Below are 15493 nucleotides of genomic sequence, written 5' to 3'. Positions count from 1 at the left end.
TAAAGACCGCAAATCCATGGATTCACCCGAAGATGATTCAGATGGTTGCAGTGGCCGCCAGAGGATCGAAAAGCCTTTGATTATAGCAAGTCACTGCTTTTTCAAGCGTCTTTGTCCGGGTTTTCGACCAAATCGGCCAAAAAAGCCTCGTCACTTTCGCTCAAATTCCCACTCTGCCGTGCCATTTGCACCAATTCCGGGCGTTGGCGCTGCGTCAGCGCCAGGCGCTGTTCGCGCCGCCACCGCTCAATGTGGGCGTGGTTTCCAGACATCAGGGTGGTCGGAACAGGCTGGCCGCGCCAGCTTTCGGGCCGCGTGTAATGGGGGCAATCCAGCAAGCCGTCGAGTGCAGGATTAAAGCTGTCCAGCTGGTGGCTGCCCTCGTCATTGAGCACGCCGGGCTGGAGCCGGGCCACCGCATCGAGCAAGGCCATGGCGGCAATTTCCCCGCCCGACAGCACAAAATCGCCCAGGCTGACCTGCAAGTCAACATGCGCCTGGATGAAGCGCTGGTCCAGCCCTTCGTAGCGGCCGCAGATCAATACCGCACCGGCGCCGGCCGACCAGCCTTCAACGCCGGCATGGTCCAAAGCCTTGCCCACGGGAGAAAAAAGCACTGTGGGAACCTTGGGCGCACCGCTCGCAGCACGATCAGCCTGTATTTTTTCAAGGCACAGTGCCAGCGGCTCAGCCATCATCACCATGCCGGGGCCGCCGCCGAAAGGGCGGTCGTCCACGCGGCGGTAGTTGCCGTCGGCAAAGTCCCGCAGGTTCCAGAGCTTGACCTCAACAAGGCCTGATTCGTAGGCGCGGCGGGTCACGCCGCTGACCAGGAAGGGGGCAAAAAGCTCGGGAAAAAGTGTGATGATGTCGAAGCGCATGGGGCTATTGTGTGCGAGCCCGGCGCTTCGGGGCAACAGCCCCTTTGGGCCATAAAAATCAGTAGTCCGGCTGCCAGTCAACCGTGATGCATTTGCCGGCGATATCCACCGTGTCGACATACACGGAGACAAACGGAATCATGCGTTCGGCGGTCACGCTCGAGCCGTCTTCCTGCTGGACGGTGTACTCCACGCACAGGACAGAGTGCGGGCCGGTGGCCATCAGGTCACGCACCAGGCCCAATGGCACGCCTTCGCGGTTGACCACGTTCAGGCCGATCAGGTCGACCCAGTAGTACTCATCCTTGGAGGCGGCGGGAAAGCTGCTGCGTGGCAGGAAGATACGCGCGCCACGCAAGGCCTCGGCCGCATTGCGGTCATCAAGGCCCATGAATTTGGCGACAACGGTATCGGAATGGACTTTGGCTTCGTCGACGCTGAGCGTGACTGTGCCGGAGAACACGGTAAACCCCGGGCGGAATTTGGCGTCAGGCGCCTGCAAAAACCAGGATTTGGCCGCAAAAAGCGCTTCTGGATCGGTGCTGTGCGGCAGGATTTTCACCCAGCCCTTGACGCCCCAGGCATCCAGGATGCGCCCGACTTCGATGGCGTCGTGCGGAAGGCTTGAGGGTGTCAAGCCTGCCGACGATTGAAGGCCGGGCTGCATCAATCTCTAAATCAGACCGAGTTCTTCAGGCCGTTTTGGCAGCAGCCGTAGCACCTTGCTTGACCAGGCGCAGAACGGTAGGAGACGGCTGGGCGCCCACACCGATCCAGTGGGTCAGGCGGTCTTGCGCAATGCGCAGGCCTTCTTCGCCACCTTTGGCAATCGGGTTGTAAAACCCGATGCGCTCGATGAAACGGCCGTCGCGGCGAACGCGTTTGTCAGCCACAACAATATTGAAAAAAGGACGGTGCTTGGAACCGCCGCGTGCAAGTCGAATGACGACCATGATTTATCCTTCGGGTGGTGGGGCTTACCGGTAAGGTAGATACCCCAATGTTCTGCAGCGCTTGAGACACACGACATGGCCACCCGGCCAGCGAATTGCTGCAAAGCCTGAGATTATAGCCTGCGGAACGGTTTTGGCCCAAATTCACCTCCCCGCCCTTCTCCTATCCCCGAAACCACGACAGACATGCCCCTCATACGTCCCAGCCGCGAAGAAGACATTCCCGCCATCACGGCCATTTACGGTCATCACGTCCTGCACAGCACAGGAACGTTCGAAACCGAGCCTCCCAGTGTGGCCGACATGACGACCCGCCGGGCCGACGTACTGTCCAAGGGCCTGTCCTACCTGGTCGCCGAGGAAGACGGGAAAATTGTGGGCTTCGCTTACGGCAACTGGTTCAAGCCGCGCCCGGCCTACCGGTTCTCGGTGGAAGACTCGATCTACCTGGCGCCTGACCTGCACCGCAAGGGCCTGGGCCGCGCGTTGCTGGCCGAGTTGCTGGCACAGCTTGAAGCGGTGGGCGTACGCAAGGCCATGGCCGTGATCGGTGATTCGGCCAACGCCGGCTCGGTGGGCGTACACCGTTCGCTTGGCTTCAAAGAGGTCGGCACCATTGCCTCCTGCGGCTGGAAGTTCGGCGCCTGGCGCGACATCGTCATCATGGAAAAGACCCTGGGCGCAGGCGACACGCAGCCGCCGGTGGATGCACCCGCCGCATAATCGCCGCATGCAAGCAACTGCCTCCACAGCCCCTAAAGCGCCCAAAAACAAAACCCTCGCCGCCTGGCTCGCCTTCATCACCGGCCAGCTCGGCGTGCACCGCCTCTACCTGTTCGGCCTGGGCGACGTCTGGGCCTGGCTGCACCCCATCGCCGCCGCGCTGGGCTGGTGGGGCGTGGAACGTGTACGGCTTTATGGGCAGGACGACCACCTCGCCTGGGTGCTGATTCCGCTGCTGGGCTTTACGCTGGCCGGTACGGCGCTCACCGCGATTTACTACGGCCTGATGTCGACCGACAAATGGAACGCGCTGCACAACACGGCTACGCCCGATACCCAGGCGGGCAACACCAACTGGCTGACCATAGGCGCGGTGGTGTTTGCCCTGTTGTTCGGCACCATCTCGCTGATGTCCAGCATCGTCTTCAGCTTCCAGCGCTACTTTGAATACCAAGTCGAAGAGGCCAAGAAGATATCGCAGTGAATATGGCCCCCACGGTCGCTCACTTCGTGTAGCTCTCTGCCCCCCGAGGGGGCCGCTGCGCCTGCGGCCTGGCAAAGCCAGTTCCGCGGCCCCGGCTTGATTAAAGAGAGGCCACGACGCATGCTCAGTGCGTGGCGCGATCAGAAAACCTGAAGACTGACCCAGTACGCGATTGCTGCCACGAATGCTGAAGCCGGGATCGTGAAAATCCAGGCCCAGACGATATTGCCGGCCACGCCCCAGCGCACGGCTGAAGCGCGCTGCGTGGAGCCTACGCCCACGATGGCGCCGGTGATGGTGTGCGTGGTGGAGACAGGAATACCCAGTCCGGTCGCCAGGAAGAGCGTCAGCGCGCCGCCGGTCTCGGCGCAGAAGCCGCCCACGGGCTTGAGCTTGGTGATCTTCTGGCCCATGGTTTTCACGATGCGCCAGCCGCCGAACATGGTGCCGAAGCCGATCGCGATGTAGCAAACGATGACCACCCAGATCGGCAGGTGTTCCGTGGTCGCCATCATCCACACGGGCAAGCCCTGCACATTGCTGGTGGTCGCGGCAATCAGCAGCAACCAGATGATGCCGGCCGTTTTCTGCGCGTCGTTGCCGCCGTGCCCCAGGCTGTAAGCGCCGGCGGACACCAGCTGAAGCCGGCGAAACCACCGGTCGGCCTTCGACGGCGTCGTCCTGCGACACACCCAGGCCACCGCCACCATCATCAACGAGCCCAGCAAGAATCCGAGCAGCGGCGAGACAAAGATAAATGCCACCACCTTGAACACGCCCGAGGCGATCAGCGCGCTGGCACCGGCCTTGGCGATGACGGCCCCCACGATGCCGCCTATCAGCGCATGCGAAGAGCTGCTGGGAATGCCGTAAAACCAGGTCACGATGTTCCAGGTAATGGCACCCATGAGTGCGCCAAACACCACATGCGTATCCACCACACCCGGCATCACGATGCCCTTGCCGATGGTCGCCGCCACGCTCAGGTGGAAGATGAAATACGCCAGGAAGTTGAAGAAAGCGGCGAACAGCACCGCTTGCCCCGGCTTGAGCACGCCCGTCGACACCACCGTGGCGATCGAGTTGGCCGCGTCATGAAAGCCGTTCATGAAGTCGAACGCAATGGCCAGGAAGACCAGCAGGAACACCACCCACAGGGCGGCCTGTACGGTTTGCATGGTTCAGCCGCCCGTGATCAGGAGTTCTCGAGGACGATGCCCTCGATCAGGTTGGCCACGTCCTCACACTTGTCGGTGATGGTCTCTAACAGTTCGTACACCGCCTTGAGCTTGATCACTTCCCGTACATCGGGCTCTTCGCGGAACAGCCGGCTCATGGCGGAGCGCATGACGCGGTCGGCGTCGGACTCGAGCTTGTCGATTTCCTCGCAGGTTTTCAGGGCGGCTTCGGCCGTCGCGGCATCGCTGACTTTTTCGATCAGCGCCACGGCGTCCTGCAGGCGTTCACAGCATTTGACGCTCAGGTCGGTCAGCCGCACGATGTCTTCCGTCATGTGGCGCACGTCGTACAGCGCCATGGTTTCGGCCGAATCCTGGATCAGGTCGGCCACGTCGTCCATGGTGTTGATCAGCTTGTGGATCTGCTCGCGGTCGATCGGGGTGATGAAAGTCTTGTGTAGCGCCCGGTTGACTTCATGCGTGATGCGGTCGGCGGCGCGCTCGGCGTGGTCAACTTCGCGGTTGAAAGCTTCGCGCTTTTGCACGTCAGCGTAGTTCGCGACCAGGTTCGAAAACGCATGGGCGGCTTCGACGATGCGTTCGGCATGCTGGTTGAACATCTCGAAAAAATTGCCTTCGCGCGGCAGCAATTTGCCAAACAGCATGTCAGTTCCTCAGGGAGTAAGTCAAAAATATGACGTTTTTGTAACAGCTAGAAGTTTAACCGCCCGGGATTTTAGGTAGCTTGGGTGTCTGACGGTGGGTTTACTGCTTAGGCTGCTGGCCGGGGGTTGCCCGGCATGCAACTCACTTTCTTTTGCTTCGCCAAAAGAAAGTAAGCAAAGAAAAGGCGACCCTGGTTCCTGCGTCCCTACGCTTCGCTGCGGGCAACCTGCGGTGCTCGGTCCAGCCGGGGTCAAAAACAACTCGCCTTCGGCTCAAACAAGTTTTTGCCCTGATCCGTCTGAACCTCCGCTCCTCGGCGCATCCACAAGGGCCAATCAGGGGCAGGGACAAATACCGAGTACTCAGGCGGAACGGAAGATGAAATACACCGCGCCCACCATGCACAGCGCGGCCCACAGATAGTCAAGCTTCAACGGCTCGTTCAGGTAGAACACTGCAAAAGGCACGAACACACTCAGCGTGATCACCTCCTGCATGATCTTGAGCTGGCCCACGCTGAACTGGGTAAAGCCGATGCGGTTGCCTGGCACCTGCAGCAGGTATTCAAACAGTGCGATACCCCAGCTGATCAGCGCTGCGATGTACCAGGGTGAGGTGGCCAGGTTTTTCAGGTGTCCGTACCAGGCAAAGGTCATGAACACGTTGGACAGCAGGAGCAGGCCGATGGTTTGCGCCGATACCGGAAGGGACTGTAGGAACTGCATCAATGGCTCCGTGAATGAGATTTAGACAAACCGCCCGACCAGCAGCAGCACAATGGTCAGCGTCACCAGGGCCAGCGCGGTAGACACCACGACACTGGCGGTAATCAGGTCTTCCGCCACCTTGTAGCGCTGGGAAAACAAAAACACATTGGCGCCAATGGGGAGGGCCGAAGCCACCACCATGACGGCCATCGGCACGCCGCCCACACCCAGCAGGCGGCACAGGCCGAACACCAGCAAGGGGTGCAGCAGGTTTTTCACGCCGGCCAGTGCCAGCGCCGGCCGCCAGTGCTCACCCACGCGCGTGTTGGCCAGCGTCACGCCCACCAGCACCAGCGCCAGCGGACCGAAAGCATTGGCCAGCAGTTCCAGCGGCTTGTCGACCACCACGGGAATCGTAAGACCCGTCTGCGCAAACAGCAAGCCGGCCATGATGGGCAGCGGCACCGGGTGCAGCAACGCGTTTTTCACGGCCATCAACACCGTGGCCACCGGGTGGCGCGGCGCAGTGGTGACTTCATCAGACGTGCCTAGCTTCTGTTCATGCGCCACCGCCAGCTCCAGCACCACCGTGGCGCTGGTCAGCAGCACCAGCGAATGCACCGAGACCAACGTGAACAGCGTAATCAGACCTTGCGGTCCATACATCAGCCCGATCAGCGCAATGCCGATCATCACGGTGTTCGAAAAGGTATTGGCCAGCGCCAGCACCGCTGCGCGGCGGTTAAAGCCCTGCAGCAGCAAGGTGCCGCCAAATAGCACCACGACCGCCAGAAAGTAAGCCAGCACCGGCTTGAAGTCCAGTTCCTCCACATGCACCCGGCTCATGGTGCGAAACAACAAAGCCGGCGTAAGCAGCAGGAAGATCAGGTTTGAAAGGTCTTTTATCGCTCCGGGCCTTATCCACTGTGCGCGACCAGCTATGAAACCTGTAGCAATCAACAACACGACGGGAAGCAGGGACACGAAGACAAGCTGGTTCATTGCGCAATCTTAGCGTGCGGGTTGCCAGGCCGTCGCGGTGCCGTCTCCGTATTTTGCGGGACGGCTCCGCTTGAAAAGCTTCAGCCACGGCAGTTTTGTGCGCGGCTCTTACCTGACGCTGGTGGCATCCGTGATGCGGTAGTAAAGGCCGTAAGAGTCGTCGTTCAGGACCAGGAAGCGCCCCTCCACCACCACCGGCTCCATGCTGTATTTCACCGGCGTTTTGGTTTTGACTTCGACCATGCTCTCAGGCCCGCCGGGCAGGCAGAAGGCGCAGGTCAGCGGCACCGACGACAGCAGGAAATGCTTTTGCTTTTCGCCCGGGTCCAACGGCATCATGAAGCCCTGGATGCGCTGGGTTTTCTGGTTCAGCGCCATCTGGTCGAGGGTGAAGACCGGCAGGATGCGGTTTTTCTCGGTTTTGGTTTTCACGGCGGTCAGCACCGACCAGGGCACCACGTCCGTGCGGGCTGCCAGCGGCGGAAACGGGCTGTTGGCGCCATGCACGCCCGCACCCTGCCCGACCGGTATGTCAAACGCCGGCCCTGCCGCGGCAGGCTTGCCGCCATTCGCCAGCGGTGAAGACAGCGTTTGCGCCGAAAGGCCAGCAGCGGCCAGCAGCGTGCTGCAGGCCAATGCCCACCTCAGTCCGTAAAGGCTTGGTGTGCGAGGGCGAAAAGAGGCGGTCATGCGGTACTCCAGAAAATCCAGACAAAAGGTGAGGCCACTTCAGGGGCGTCCCGGTGACGTCAGTGGACGTTAATGAACGTGCTTCATCCCGCAGTATTTGCCGACGGCCAGGCCTTTGCAAGCGGCCTGCAGCTCTTTTTCACAAACTTCGTCTTTCTTGCCCGATTCCAGGCATTTGGCGGCGTTTTCATGGGCGGCGGCCATGGCGCGGTGGCGCTGGATGTCTTCCTTGGTTTCCTTGTCGTTGTGCTGCGCATGGGCCAGCGAGAACGTGGCGCTCAGGGCCACCGCTGCAAACGCAACTGCAACAGGAGACAGGGTGAGGAATTTTTTGATCGAAGAAGGGTTTGTCATAAGAAGGTTACCTTGATTGGAGAAGTTCAAACACACTGACCCGGTAGGCTTCCCAGGCGGGCAGCAACGCAGACGCAAGCGCCACACCCAAGGCCAGTACCGGCACACTGACCAGCTCGACCGGCCATGACAGCGCACCGATCAAGACAGATTTTTCAAGTTGCAGCGCCCAGGCCAGCAGCGCCGTCAGGCCCTGCCCCGCCAGCACGCCCAGCACGGTCGCCAGCAGCGCCAGCCACAGCGCTTCGCACAGCAGCAGGCCGGCCACGCGGGCCGGCGGTGCGCCCAGCATGCGCAGCAGCGCCAGGTCGGCCCGGCGCTCACGCACGGCGCCCCACAGCGCAATAAAAACACTCAGACCCGCCGTCAGCAGCAGCACGCCGGCCAGCGCCCGCAGCACGTCGGTGCCCACCCCCACCATGCTCAGGAGGCGCGTGATTTCCAGCGCCGGCGCAGCGGCCTGCATCTCGGTGCTGCTGTTGATGTAGCGCGGAAAGGTCACGGCCGCCAGCGGCGTCTTGTACTGGATCAGCGCCAGCGTGATTTCGCGTTCTTCTTCCAGTACCTTGCGGTCGTCGTCGTCCAGCGCGGTGTCGGTTTCATGCACCTGCCAGACGGACTCGGTGGCCGTCAGCACCAGGCGGTCCAGCACCGTGTGGCTGCCGGCCAGGACGCCCGACACCACATAAGGGCTCAGCTTGTGCTCTTCACCGCCGCCCCCCAGGCCGTGCGTGCCGGTAAAGCTGTCGCCCACTTTCAGGCCGGTTTGCTGCGCCACCTGCGCGCCAATGACTGCCTGCATGGGTTTGGACCAGAGCGCGCCCTGCGCCAGCTGCGCGTCGTAATGGTGGATGTAGTCGGGCGTGGTGCCCACAATGCGAAAGCCGCGAAAGCTGTCGCCCAGGCTGATGGGGATGACCTTGGCGACCTGCGGATGCTTTTCCAGCTCCTTCACCGCCGCCAGCGGCACATTGCCCGTCGGCACGTCGAGGTGAAACACGCCCGACAAAATCAGCTGCATCGGGCTGCCCTTGGCGCCCACCACCACATCAATGCCGGCCACGTCACGGTCAAACGCCTGGCTGATCTGGTGGCTGACCAGCAGCAGAAAAGTGATGGAAGCCAGTCCCAGGGTGAGCAGCAGCAGGTTGAGCGCTGCCGCCAGCGGCCGCGACCACAGGTAGCGCCATGAAAACACAACGGTTTTTAATGCTATCGTTTTCATAGCTGCTTGCGCCCGACCAATAAGGACTGCAGGCCTTTTTTATCTTTAAAAAAGGCCTGGACACGCGCATCGTGCGTGGCAATCACCAGCGTGGCGCCCTGCTGCTGCGCCGCGCTTTGCAGCAAGGCCAGCGACGCCGCGGCCGCGTCGTCGTCCAGGCTGGCGGTGGGTTCATCGGCCAGGATCACGCACGGCTTGAGCAACACCGCGCGCGCCAGCGCCACACGCTGCGCCTGCCCGCCTGATAGTTGAGACGGCCTGCGATCAGACAACGCGCGCACGTCCAGCGCGTCCAACGCCTCGGCGATGCGGCCTTCATCATCCGGCTGGCCGGCGGCCCACTGCGCCATGGCCAGGTTGCCCTGCACCGTCAGCGCCGTGCTCAGGTGAAGTTTCTGCGGCAAAAAGCCAATGGTTTTAGCCCGCCATGCGTCACCTGCACGTCCGCCCAGCGCCTTGATGGACCGGCCGGCCACCGTGATGTCGCCTTCACTGGGCGCCAGCAAACCCGCCGCCAGCGCCAGCCAGGTGGATTTGCCCGATCCCGACGCACCGCGCAGCAGCAGCACACCGCCCTGGGCAACGTCCACATCCCCGAATTGGAGGCCGGGGCCGTTGGCATAACGGTAAGCCAGTTGCCGGGTGCTGATCATGAAGAGGCCGCGCCGGTGGCACAGTCGGCGCACACGCCCCGCACGGCAAAGTCCATGCTCATGCCCTGGTAGCCCAGCGCCTTCAATGCTTCCAGCGCGGTCTGCGCGGCGCGCTCCAGGTCTTTGGTGCTGGCCTTGAGCGCACCCGAACGCTTGCCCGACAACGCACCCGACAAGGGGCTGTCGCGGTGGCAGCTCTGGCATTCAAAATGGGGAATGGCGTGCACGCTGCTCGGCATGGCCTGGTAGCGCCGCACGCGGTTGGCGTCCACGCGGCACAGCAGCAAGCCCACCTGCGTGAGCCGGTCAATTAGCCGGTACAGCGTGACGCGGTCCAGTGTCACGCCTTCGCCGGCATCATCGTCACCGCCCAATGCCGCCTGCAGCTGCGCGTGCGTGTAGCTGGTGTCCGGGTGGGCCAGCAGCCAGCCCAGCACCAGCCGCGCAGCGCTGGTGCGGCGCAGGCCGTGGGCTGACAGCAGCACATCAATCGGGTCCGCGTCGGCGGTGATGCCGGGGCCGGTTCTGGAACGCCTGACAGGTTGGACGGATGCCATGGGATGAAGCCGTTCGGAAAGAGTTTGGCAAAAGAGCGCGCGGTGTATTTTCACCATGCGCGCGCATAACGCAACAATGTTGCATTAAACTATAAAGCAATTCAGTTGCATTATTACCGCAACCGAGTGGCTTTTGATGACTTCCCGGCCCGCCTGTTTGTAAAGACGACTTCCCTTGCCAGCTTCACTCCCTCCCTTCTCCCCACAATCTGCGCGCCGCCGCAGCATCCTCGCCTGGCCAGCCTGGCGCCGGGTGCTCGCGGTATTGCCGGCCGTGGCGCTGCTGTGGCTGGCGGTCGCCTGGGCTTCGGCGGAAATAGTGCCATGGTGAGCGCCATGGTCGCGCTGGACAACCTCACCGTCAGCTACCGGCAGCATCCGGCGCTGCACCACGTCAGCGGTCACTTCGCGGCGGGTTCGCTGACCGCAGTGGTCGGCCCCAACGGCGCCGGCAAAAGCACGCTGTGCAAAAGCATCATGGGTTTGCTGCCCCGTTCGGGCGGACAGGTCACCACGGTAACGCCGCGCGCGCGCATCGCCTATCTGCCGCAACAGGCTGAGCTGGACCGGAGCTTTCCGATGGACGTGTGCGACGCCGTGCTGCTCGGCTGCTGGCCTTCACAGGGCGCATGGGGATGTGTCAGTGAGGCGCAGTGGGCCGCCGTCGGCACGGCCTTGCGCACCGTTGGCCTGGAAGGTTTTGAAGCGCGGCCCATTGGCACGCTTTCCAGCGGGCAGTTCCAGCGCGTGCTGTTTGCCCGCCTGCTGGTGCAGGACGCCCGCCTGATCCTGCTGGACGAGCCCTTTAACGCAATAGACAGCAAGACCACCGCCGCCTTGCTGGCGTTGATTCACCAGTGGCATGCCCAGGGGCGCACCGTGATTGCCGTGCTGCACGACGATGCCCAGGTGCGCGAACATTTTCCGCAAACGCTGCTGCTGGCACGCGAGGCCATTGCCTGGGGTCCCACCGCACAGGTCATGACCGAAGGCAACCTGGCACGCGCCCGCGCGATGACCGAGGCATGGGACGAAAGCGCCGAAGCCTGCCGCATCGACGACAAGGCAGTAGCCACACCAATGGCATTGCACGAGCCCCTGCTGCACAAGGCTGCGGCGTGATGGAAGCCGCGCAGCACGCCCTTCACGGTGCCTGGGCCGTTCTGTTTGCGCCGTTCGCCGAATACGCCTTCATGCGCCGCGCGCTGGTGGCCACGATGGCGCTGTCGCTCAGCGCCGCGCCGCTGGGCGTTTTCCTGACCTTGCGGCGCATGAGCCTGCTGGGTGATGCGCTCAGCCACGCCATATTGCCGGGCGTCGCCATCGGGTTCATGCTGTGCGGCCTGTCGCTCACGGCCATGGCCGCGGGCGGCGTGCTGGCCGGCATGCTGGTGGCCGCGCTGGCCGGCTTCATCAGCCGCGCCACCACGCTGAAAGAAGACGCCAGCCTGGCTGCCGTTTACCTGGTGGCGCTGGCGCTGGGCGTGACGCTCATTTCCGGCCACGGCACGCAGCTTGACCTGCTGCACATCCTGTTCGGCAGTGCGCTGGGCGTCGACACGCCGGGCCTGCTGCTGGTGGCGGGTGTGGCCAGCATCAGCCTGGTCGCGCTGGCGGCAGCCTACCGCGGCCTCGTGCTGGAGAGTTTTGACCCGGTGTTCCTGGCTGCAACGGGCCGCAGCGCCTCTTTCAAATGGGCGTGGCAGCAGGGCTTTTTGATGCTGGTCGTCATCAACCTCGTGGCCGGTTTCCAGACCCTGGGCACACTGATGGCCGTCGGCCTGATGATGCTGCCCGCGGTGTCGGCGCGCCTCTGGCATGACACCCTGCCCGCACAGCTTGCCAACGCAGGGGCACAGGCCATGGCGGCCGGCTACGCCGGGCTGCTGCTGTCTTATCACTTCGATACACCTTCGGGCCCGACCATCATCGGCTGCGCCGGCGCGCTGTACTTAGCCTCACTGCTGCTGGCGCCCGGCGGCTGGCTGCCGCGCACATTCACGCGCGTGCACCGTGTTGCATGAGCCCATTTTTTTACCACCCCGGAGCTTCCATGACATCCATCCAACACCTGGCGCGCAAACTGCTGACACCCCTGGTCGGGGCCGCACTGCTGACCGCCGCCACCGTCAGCATGGCCGCCGACAAAATCCCTGTAGTCGCCAGCTTCAGCATCCTCGGCGACCTCGTCCGTGTAGTCGGCGGTGACCGCGTCGCCGTCACCACGCTGGTCGGCGCCGACGAAGACGCGCACGTGTTCGAACCCAAACCCGCTGATGCCAAAAACCTGTTGCAAAGCAAGCTTCTGGTCAGCAACGGCCTGGGCTTTGAACCGTGGGCACAAAAACTCGTCAAATCCGCCGGCTACAAGGGCCAGGCGGCGGTCGCTTCGCAAGGCGTGAAGGCGCGCACCATGCCCGGTGAAAAAGGCGGGAAAGAAACCGATCCGCACGCCTGGCAGGATCCAGCCAACGTCGTGATCTACGTGCGCAACATCGCCGCAGCCCTCGCCCGGCTCGACCCCGCCGGCGCCGCCACTTACAAAGACAACAGCGAAGCCTACGTGAAGGAATTGCAGGCGCTGGACACCTGGGCCAAAGAGCAGCTCAGCGCCGTGCCGCCCGCCAAACGCAAGGTCATCACCTCACACGACGCCTTCGGTTATTTCGGCGCTCACTACCAGGTCAGCTTCCTGGCACCGCAAGGAATCTCCACCGAAGCCGAACCCAGCGCAAAAGAAGTCGCCCAGTTGATACGGCAGATCCAGCGTGAAAAAATCAAGGCCGTGTTTTTTGAAAACATGAGCAACCCCAAGCTGCTCGCCCAGCTGAGCAAGGACGCTGGCGTGACGCCCGGCCCCGCGTTGTATGTCGATGCCTTGTCAAAAGCCGGCGGCCCGGCCAACAGTTACCTCACGCTGATGCGGCACAACGTGACGCAGCTGGTGGCGGGGATCAGGCAGAACTGAACACGGAATAACGCGGCTGCCCATTCGATGAATGCCTGCTTGCCGTCAGTCACGCGCCCTTTCCTTTGGCGCGCCATTTCTGCAGCGGGATGGCCGTCCCTGAAACCGGATCCTGAACAAGCAACTGCTTGCCAGTGACCTCTACATAGAAAACATGCCAAAGCTCCAGGCGATCCGGCCGATTGGCATAAACGGATACCGACCAGTAGCAATGGCCGCGCATCAACGCTTGTTTGTCCGTGGATTGGCCGTACACAACAGGAAACTTGTGCGAACGGGCCCATGCGACCAGTTCAGGCAAATGCTGAACTGATTTCACGGAGCGGGCGTATCCGTCAGCGTGCAATGCCACCGCATCGCAGGCTGGCGCAGCATGGCTTGCGCCGCACACGCAGAAAAGCAGGGCAAAGAGCAGGCGCAGCGGGTAACGAAGTTCAGGCAGAACAGGCATCATTGATTCGTCCTTGTTTATCCGTCGTTTATCCGAAATCAGGAAAGACCGCGTTTGTCATCGCGAAATGCGGACAGCATCAGGCGCACCACCGTCAAGACCGCCAGTTGCGCAAAAATCCAGACCGCAAACAACAGACCTATTGCACCCCATTTGATGTTGCAGTTTTCGCCCTGGACTGAATAATTTGCAGATACGTCGCGGGCCACATAAGAACAGAACTCTTCCTGCGGGTTGTGATCAAGCGCTCCGTAGCACATAAAAAAAGCCAGGGGCAGGGCCACCAACAGCGGGATCAGCACCCATGACACCCAACGGTTAACGGTGAAGTTCATTGCCAATCTCACTCATTTTTTACTCTCGAAAATCTGGCCGTTTGCAGCGCACCACGAATACACGGATATCGACAGTCAAATGTGTTCAGTCACGATAGGGTTCATTACTTCGCGGCGCATCCGGCAACTGTTCATCCAGCGACTGGCGGTAACGGATACAGCCGCGAAAAAACTGCGGCCAGTCGGGTACAACGGGCACCGGGTCGGTCTTCTCCGGCAGCAGCGCCCACAGCGCCGGGTGGTGCCAGCACAGTTCGTGGCCTGTGCTGTCGCGGTGCTCGCGAATGCCCTGGCGGAGCTTTTTGACTTCCTCAATCAGTTGCTCACGTGACAAGCCCTCAAGGTCTGCGTCCATGGTGCCTCCAGATTCAACATGAGATGTTCAGAGTGTGCGGCCCCTGACATCATAGGCAACTGCAGGCGGGGCAGCACGCAGCGGACGCTTCATCAGCGGTAGATCAAACCCGACAGCTGCCACGCCAGGCGCTTGCGTACCTGCGGCAGGCGCGACACCACCGACATCGCCAGGTTGCGCAACGCACGCAACCCGGGCCGGACCGTGGCCAGCCGCGTCAGGCGGTCAGCCAGGGCGACGATCTGGCGGGCCACGGGTTGCCGCTCTGCACCGTAGGCATCAAGTGCGGTGGTGCTGCCGGCCAATGCCTTCTCCAGCGCATCCGCCAGGCTGATCGCGTCGAGAATGCCGGCATTCATGCCCTGGCCGCCGGCCGGGCTGTGCACATGGGCAGCGTCACCCGCCAGCAGGATGCAGCCGGCGCGGTAATTTTCAGCCACGCGGTGGTGCACGCGGAAGCGGGAGCCCCACACCACCTCATGCACTTCGGCGCGTTCGCGCTGCGGGCCGCGTGCATCCAGGAGCGCCTGCACATACGCGGCATCAGGTTGCTCCGGCGCGTCGTCGACCGTTGCGACCACGCGATGCACACCATCAGACAGGGGAGCCAACACCACCATGCCGGCAGGCGAGAAGTAGAGGATCACTTCGTCCGACGGGACGCCGCCGCTCAAACGCACGTCTGCCAGCACAAACGATTCACCATAGCTGCCACCGTTGAAGGTGATGCCCGCGCTCTCACGCACCGCGCTGTGCATGCCGTCGGCGCCCACGACATAGCGGGCACGCAGACGGCTGCCGTCGTCCAGTGTGGCTGTAGCGCCCGACGCGTCTTGCACCAGCGCAGCCAATGTGCGTGGACGCAGCACCTGCCCGCCCAGCTCCACCAGGCGTTGCAGCAACACGCTCTCGGTGACTGCCTGCGAGACCATCAACGTGTACGGGTACTGCGTCGGCAACTCGCTGAAACCGATAGGCATCAGCACCCGGTCGCGGTCGCGGATGGTGAACCGCCGTGCCTGTATGCCCAGCGCAACCAGGCGCCGCGTGACACCCAGGGGCTCCAGCACCTCCAGCGTGCGGGCGTGTACGACCGCCGCGCGCGAGGTGTTGGCGCCTTCGGCCTGCCGGTCGATGACGCAGGTACTCACGCCGCGCGCCAGCAGCGATGCCGCCAGCGTGAGGCCCGTGGGCCCGGCGCCGACGATCAGGACGTCGGCGTCAAAACCCGCGGATGAGGCGGGGGAAATGGGATTGCTTGAGGGAAAGGTCATGGTTTGCTCCAAAAAAAGTCAACAAGTGTTGGTCAAC

The 15493-nt window shown here is 62.6% G+C and carries 21 protein-coding genes; 5 read left to right on the top strand and 16 right to left on the bottom strand.

The window, feature by feature from the left end:
• Positions 1-101 precede the first annotated feature (101 nt).
• The 3 genes from trmD to rpsP are packed head-to-tail and all read right to left on the bottom strand — an operon-like array spanning position 102 to position 1834.
• Positions 102-881: a tRNA (guanosine(37)-N1)-methyltransferase TrmD gene (gene trmD / locus AC1DYQ_RS00385; RefSeq protein WP_477685112.1), complete on the bottom strand. Its 780-nt coding sequence runs from the start codon at positions 879-881 to the stop codon at positions 102-104.
• A gap of 58 nt (positions 882-939) precedes the next feature.
• Positions 940-1548, bottom strand: a complete 609-nt coding sequence (gene rimM / locus AC1DYQ_RS00380) for a ribosome maturation factor RimM (RefSeq protein ID WP_477685111.1) — start codon at positions 1546-1548, stop codon at positions 940-942.
• A 25-nt stretch (positions 1549-1573) separates the two neighbouring features.
• Positions 1574-1834, bottom strand: coding sequence for a 30S ribosomal protein S16 (gene rpsP, locus AC1DYQ_RS00375; RefSeq protein ID WP_477685110.1), 261 nt, complete (start codon positions 1832-1834; stop codon positions 1574-1576).
• Between the two features lie 186 nt (positions 1835-2020).
• Here rpsP and AC1DYQ_RS00370 point away from each other — a divergent pair, with 186 nt between their 5' ends.
• Together AC1DYQ_RS00370 and AC1DYQ_RS00365 are read left to right on the top strand one after the other, a co-directional pair.
• Positions 2021-2557, top strand: coding sequence for an N-acetyltransferase family protein (locus AC1DYQ_RS00370; protein WP_477685109.1), 537 nt, complete (start codon positions 2021-2023; stop codon positions 2555-2557).
• Positions 2558-2564: 7 nt separating this feature from the next.
• Complete coding sequence (locus AC1DYQ_RS00365; protein WP_477685108.1) at positions 2565-3041, top strand: hypothetical protein; 477 nt, start codon at positions 2565-2567, stop codon at positions 3039-3041.
• A 140-nt stretch (positions 3042-3181) separates the two neighbouring features.
• On the opposite strand, the gene AC1DYQ_RS00360 is transcribed toward AC1DYQ_RS00365, so the two are convergent.
• From AC1DYQ_RS00360 to AC1DYQ_RS00320, 9 genes are all read right to left on the bottom strand, one after another.
• Positions 3182-4219: an inorganic phosphate transporter gene (locus tag AC1DYQ_RS00360; RefSeq protein WP_477646378.1), complete on the bottom strand. Its 1038-nt coding sequence runs from the start codon at positions 4217-4219 to the stop codon at positions 3182-3184.
• A 17-nt stretch (positions 4220-4236) separates the two neighbouring features.
• Positions 4237-4884, bottom strand: coding sequence for a DUF47 domain-containing protein (locus tag AC1DYQ_RS00355; protein WP_477659753.1), 648 nt, complete (start codon positions 4882-4884; stop codon positions 4237-4239).
• 363 nt (positions 4885-5247) lie between these two features.
• Positions 5248-5610, bottom strand: coding sequence for a DMT family protein (locus tag AC1DYQ_RS00350; RefSeq protein ID WP_457279960.1), 363 nt, complete (start codon positions 5608-5610; stop codon positions 5248-5250).
• A gap of 21 nt (positions 5611-5631) precedes the next feature.
• Positions 5632-6594 carry an AEC family transporter gene (locus AC1DYQ_RS00345; RefSeq protein ID WP_477685107.1) on the bottom strand — a complete coding sequence of 321 codons (963 nt, stop codon included), beginning with the start codon at positions 6592-6594 and terminating at the stop codon, positions 5632-5634.
• A gap of 108 nt (positions 6595-6702) precedes the next feature.
• Positions 6703-7284 carry a DUF3299 domain-containing protein gene (locus tag AC1DYQ_RS00340; RefSeq protein WP_477685106.1) on the bottom strand — a complete coding sequence of 194 codons (582 nt, stop codon included), beginning with the start codon at positions 7282-7284 and terminating at the stop codon, positions 6703-6705.
• A 69-nt stretch (positions 7285-7353) separates the two neighbouring features.
• Positions 7354-7638: a hypothetical protein gene (locus AC1DYQ_RS00335; protein WP_477685105.1), complete on the bottom strand. Its 285-nt coding sequence runs from the start codon at positions 7636-7638 to the stop codon at positions 7354-7356.
• Positions 7639-7645: 7 nt separating this feature from the next.
• Complete coding sequence (locus AC1DYQ_RS00330) at positions 7646-8863, bottom strand: ABC transporter permease (RefSeq protein WP_477685104.1); 1218 nt, start codon at positions 8861-8863, stop codon at positions 7646-7648.
• On the bottom strand, positions 8860-9516 hold the full coding sequence (locus tag AC1DYQ_RS00325; RefSeq protein WP_477685103.1) for an ATP-binding cassette domain-containing protein: 657 nt from the start codon (positions 9514-9516) through the stop codon (positions 8860-8862). The genes AC1DYQ_RS00330 and AC1DYQ_RS00325 overlap by 4 nt, the downstream gene beginning before the upstream one ends.
• Positions 9513-10073, bottom strand: a complete 561-nt coding sequence (locus tag AC1DYQ_RS00320; RefSeq protein WP_477668042.1) for a Fur family transcriptional regulator — start codon at positions 10071-10073, stop codon at positions 9513-9515. The genes AC1DYQ_RS00325 and AC1DYQ_RS00320 overlap by 4 nt, the downstream gene beginning before the upstream one ends.
• Positions 10074-10400: 327 nt before the next feature.
• Here AC1DYQ_RS00320 and AC1DYQ_RS00315 point away from each other — a divergent pair, with 327 nt between their 5' ends.
• From AC1DYQ_RS00315 to AC1DYQ_RS00305, 3 genes are read left to right on the top strand one after another with little or no spacing between them, the layout of a single operon-like run.
• Entirely contained in the window at positions 10401-11195 is a 795-nt protein-coding gene (locus tag AC1DYQ_RS00315; RefSeq protein ID WP_477685838.1) for a metal ABC transporter ATP-binding protein, read from the top strand.
• Complete coding sequence (locus AC1DYQ_RS00310) at positions 11195-12097, top strand: metal ABC transporter permease (RefSeq protein WP_477685102.1); 903 nt, start codon at positions 11195-11197, stop codon at positions 12095-12097. The genes AC1DYQ_RS00315 and AC1DYQ_RS00310 overlap by 1 nt, the downstream gene beginning before the upstream one ends.
• 29 nt (positions 12098-12126) lie before the next feature.
• Positions 12127-13041, top strand: coding sequence for a metal ABC transporter substrate-binding protein (locus tag AC1DYQ_RS00305; protein WP_477685101.1), 915 nt, complete (start codon positions 12127-12129; stop codon positions 13039-13041).
• 49 nt (positions 13042-13090) lie between these two features.
• On the opposite strand, the gene AC1DYQ_RS00300 is transcribed toward AC1DYQ_RS00305, so the two are convergent.
• From AC1DYQ_RS00300 to AC1DYQ_RS00285, 4 genes are all read right to left on the bottom strand, one after another.
• Complete coding sequence (locus tag AC1DYQ_RS00300) at positions 13091-13495, bottom strand: hypothetical protein (protein ID WP_477685100.1); 405 nt, start codon at positions 13493-13495, stop codon at positions 13091-13093.
• Between the two features lie 35 nt (positions 13496-13530).
• The gene (locus AC1DYQ_RS00295) at positions 13531-13833 is read right to left on the bottom strand and encodes a hypothetical protein (protein ID WP_477685099.1); all 303 of its coding nucleotides are present in this window, start codon (positions 13831-13833) and stop codon (positions 13531-13533) included.
• A 79-nt stretch (positions 13834-13912) separates the two neighbouring features.
• Entirely contained in the window at positions 13913-14182 is a 270-nt protein-coding gene (locus tag AC1DYQ_RS00290) for a hypothetical protein (protein ID WP_477685098.1), read from the bottom strand.
• Positions 14183-14274: 92 nt separating this feature from the next.
• Positions 14275-15456: an FAD-dependent oxidoreductase gene (locus tag AC1DYQ_RS00285; RefSeq protein ID WP_477685097.1), complete on the bottom strand. Its 1182-nt coding sequence runs from the start codon at positions 15454-15456 to the stop codon at positions 14275-14277.
• Positions 15457-15493 lie beyond the last annotated feature (37 nt).

The organism is Polaromonas sp. P1_F4 (assembly GCF_056405675.1).
Note: the sequence above shows the minus strand (reverse complement) of the source record. Positions and strands in the feature narration are given on the sequence as shown.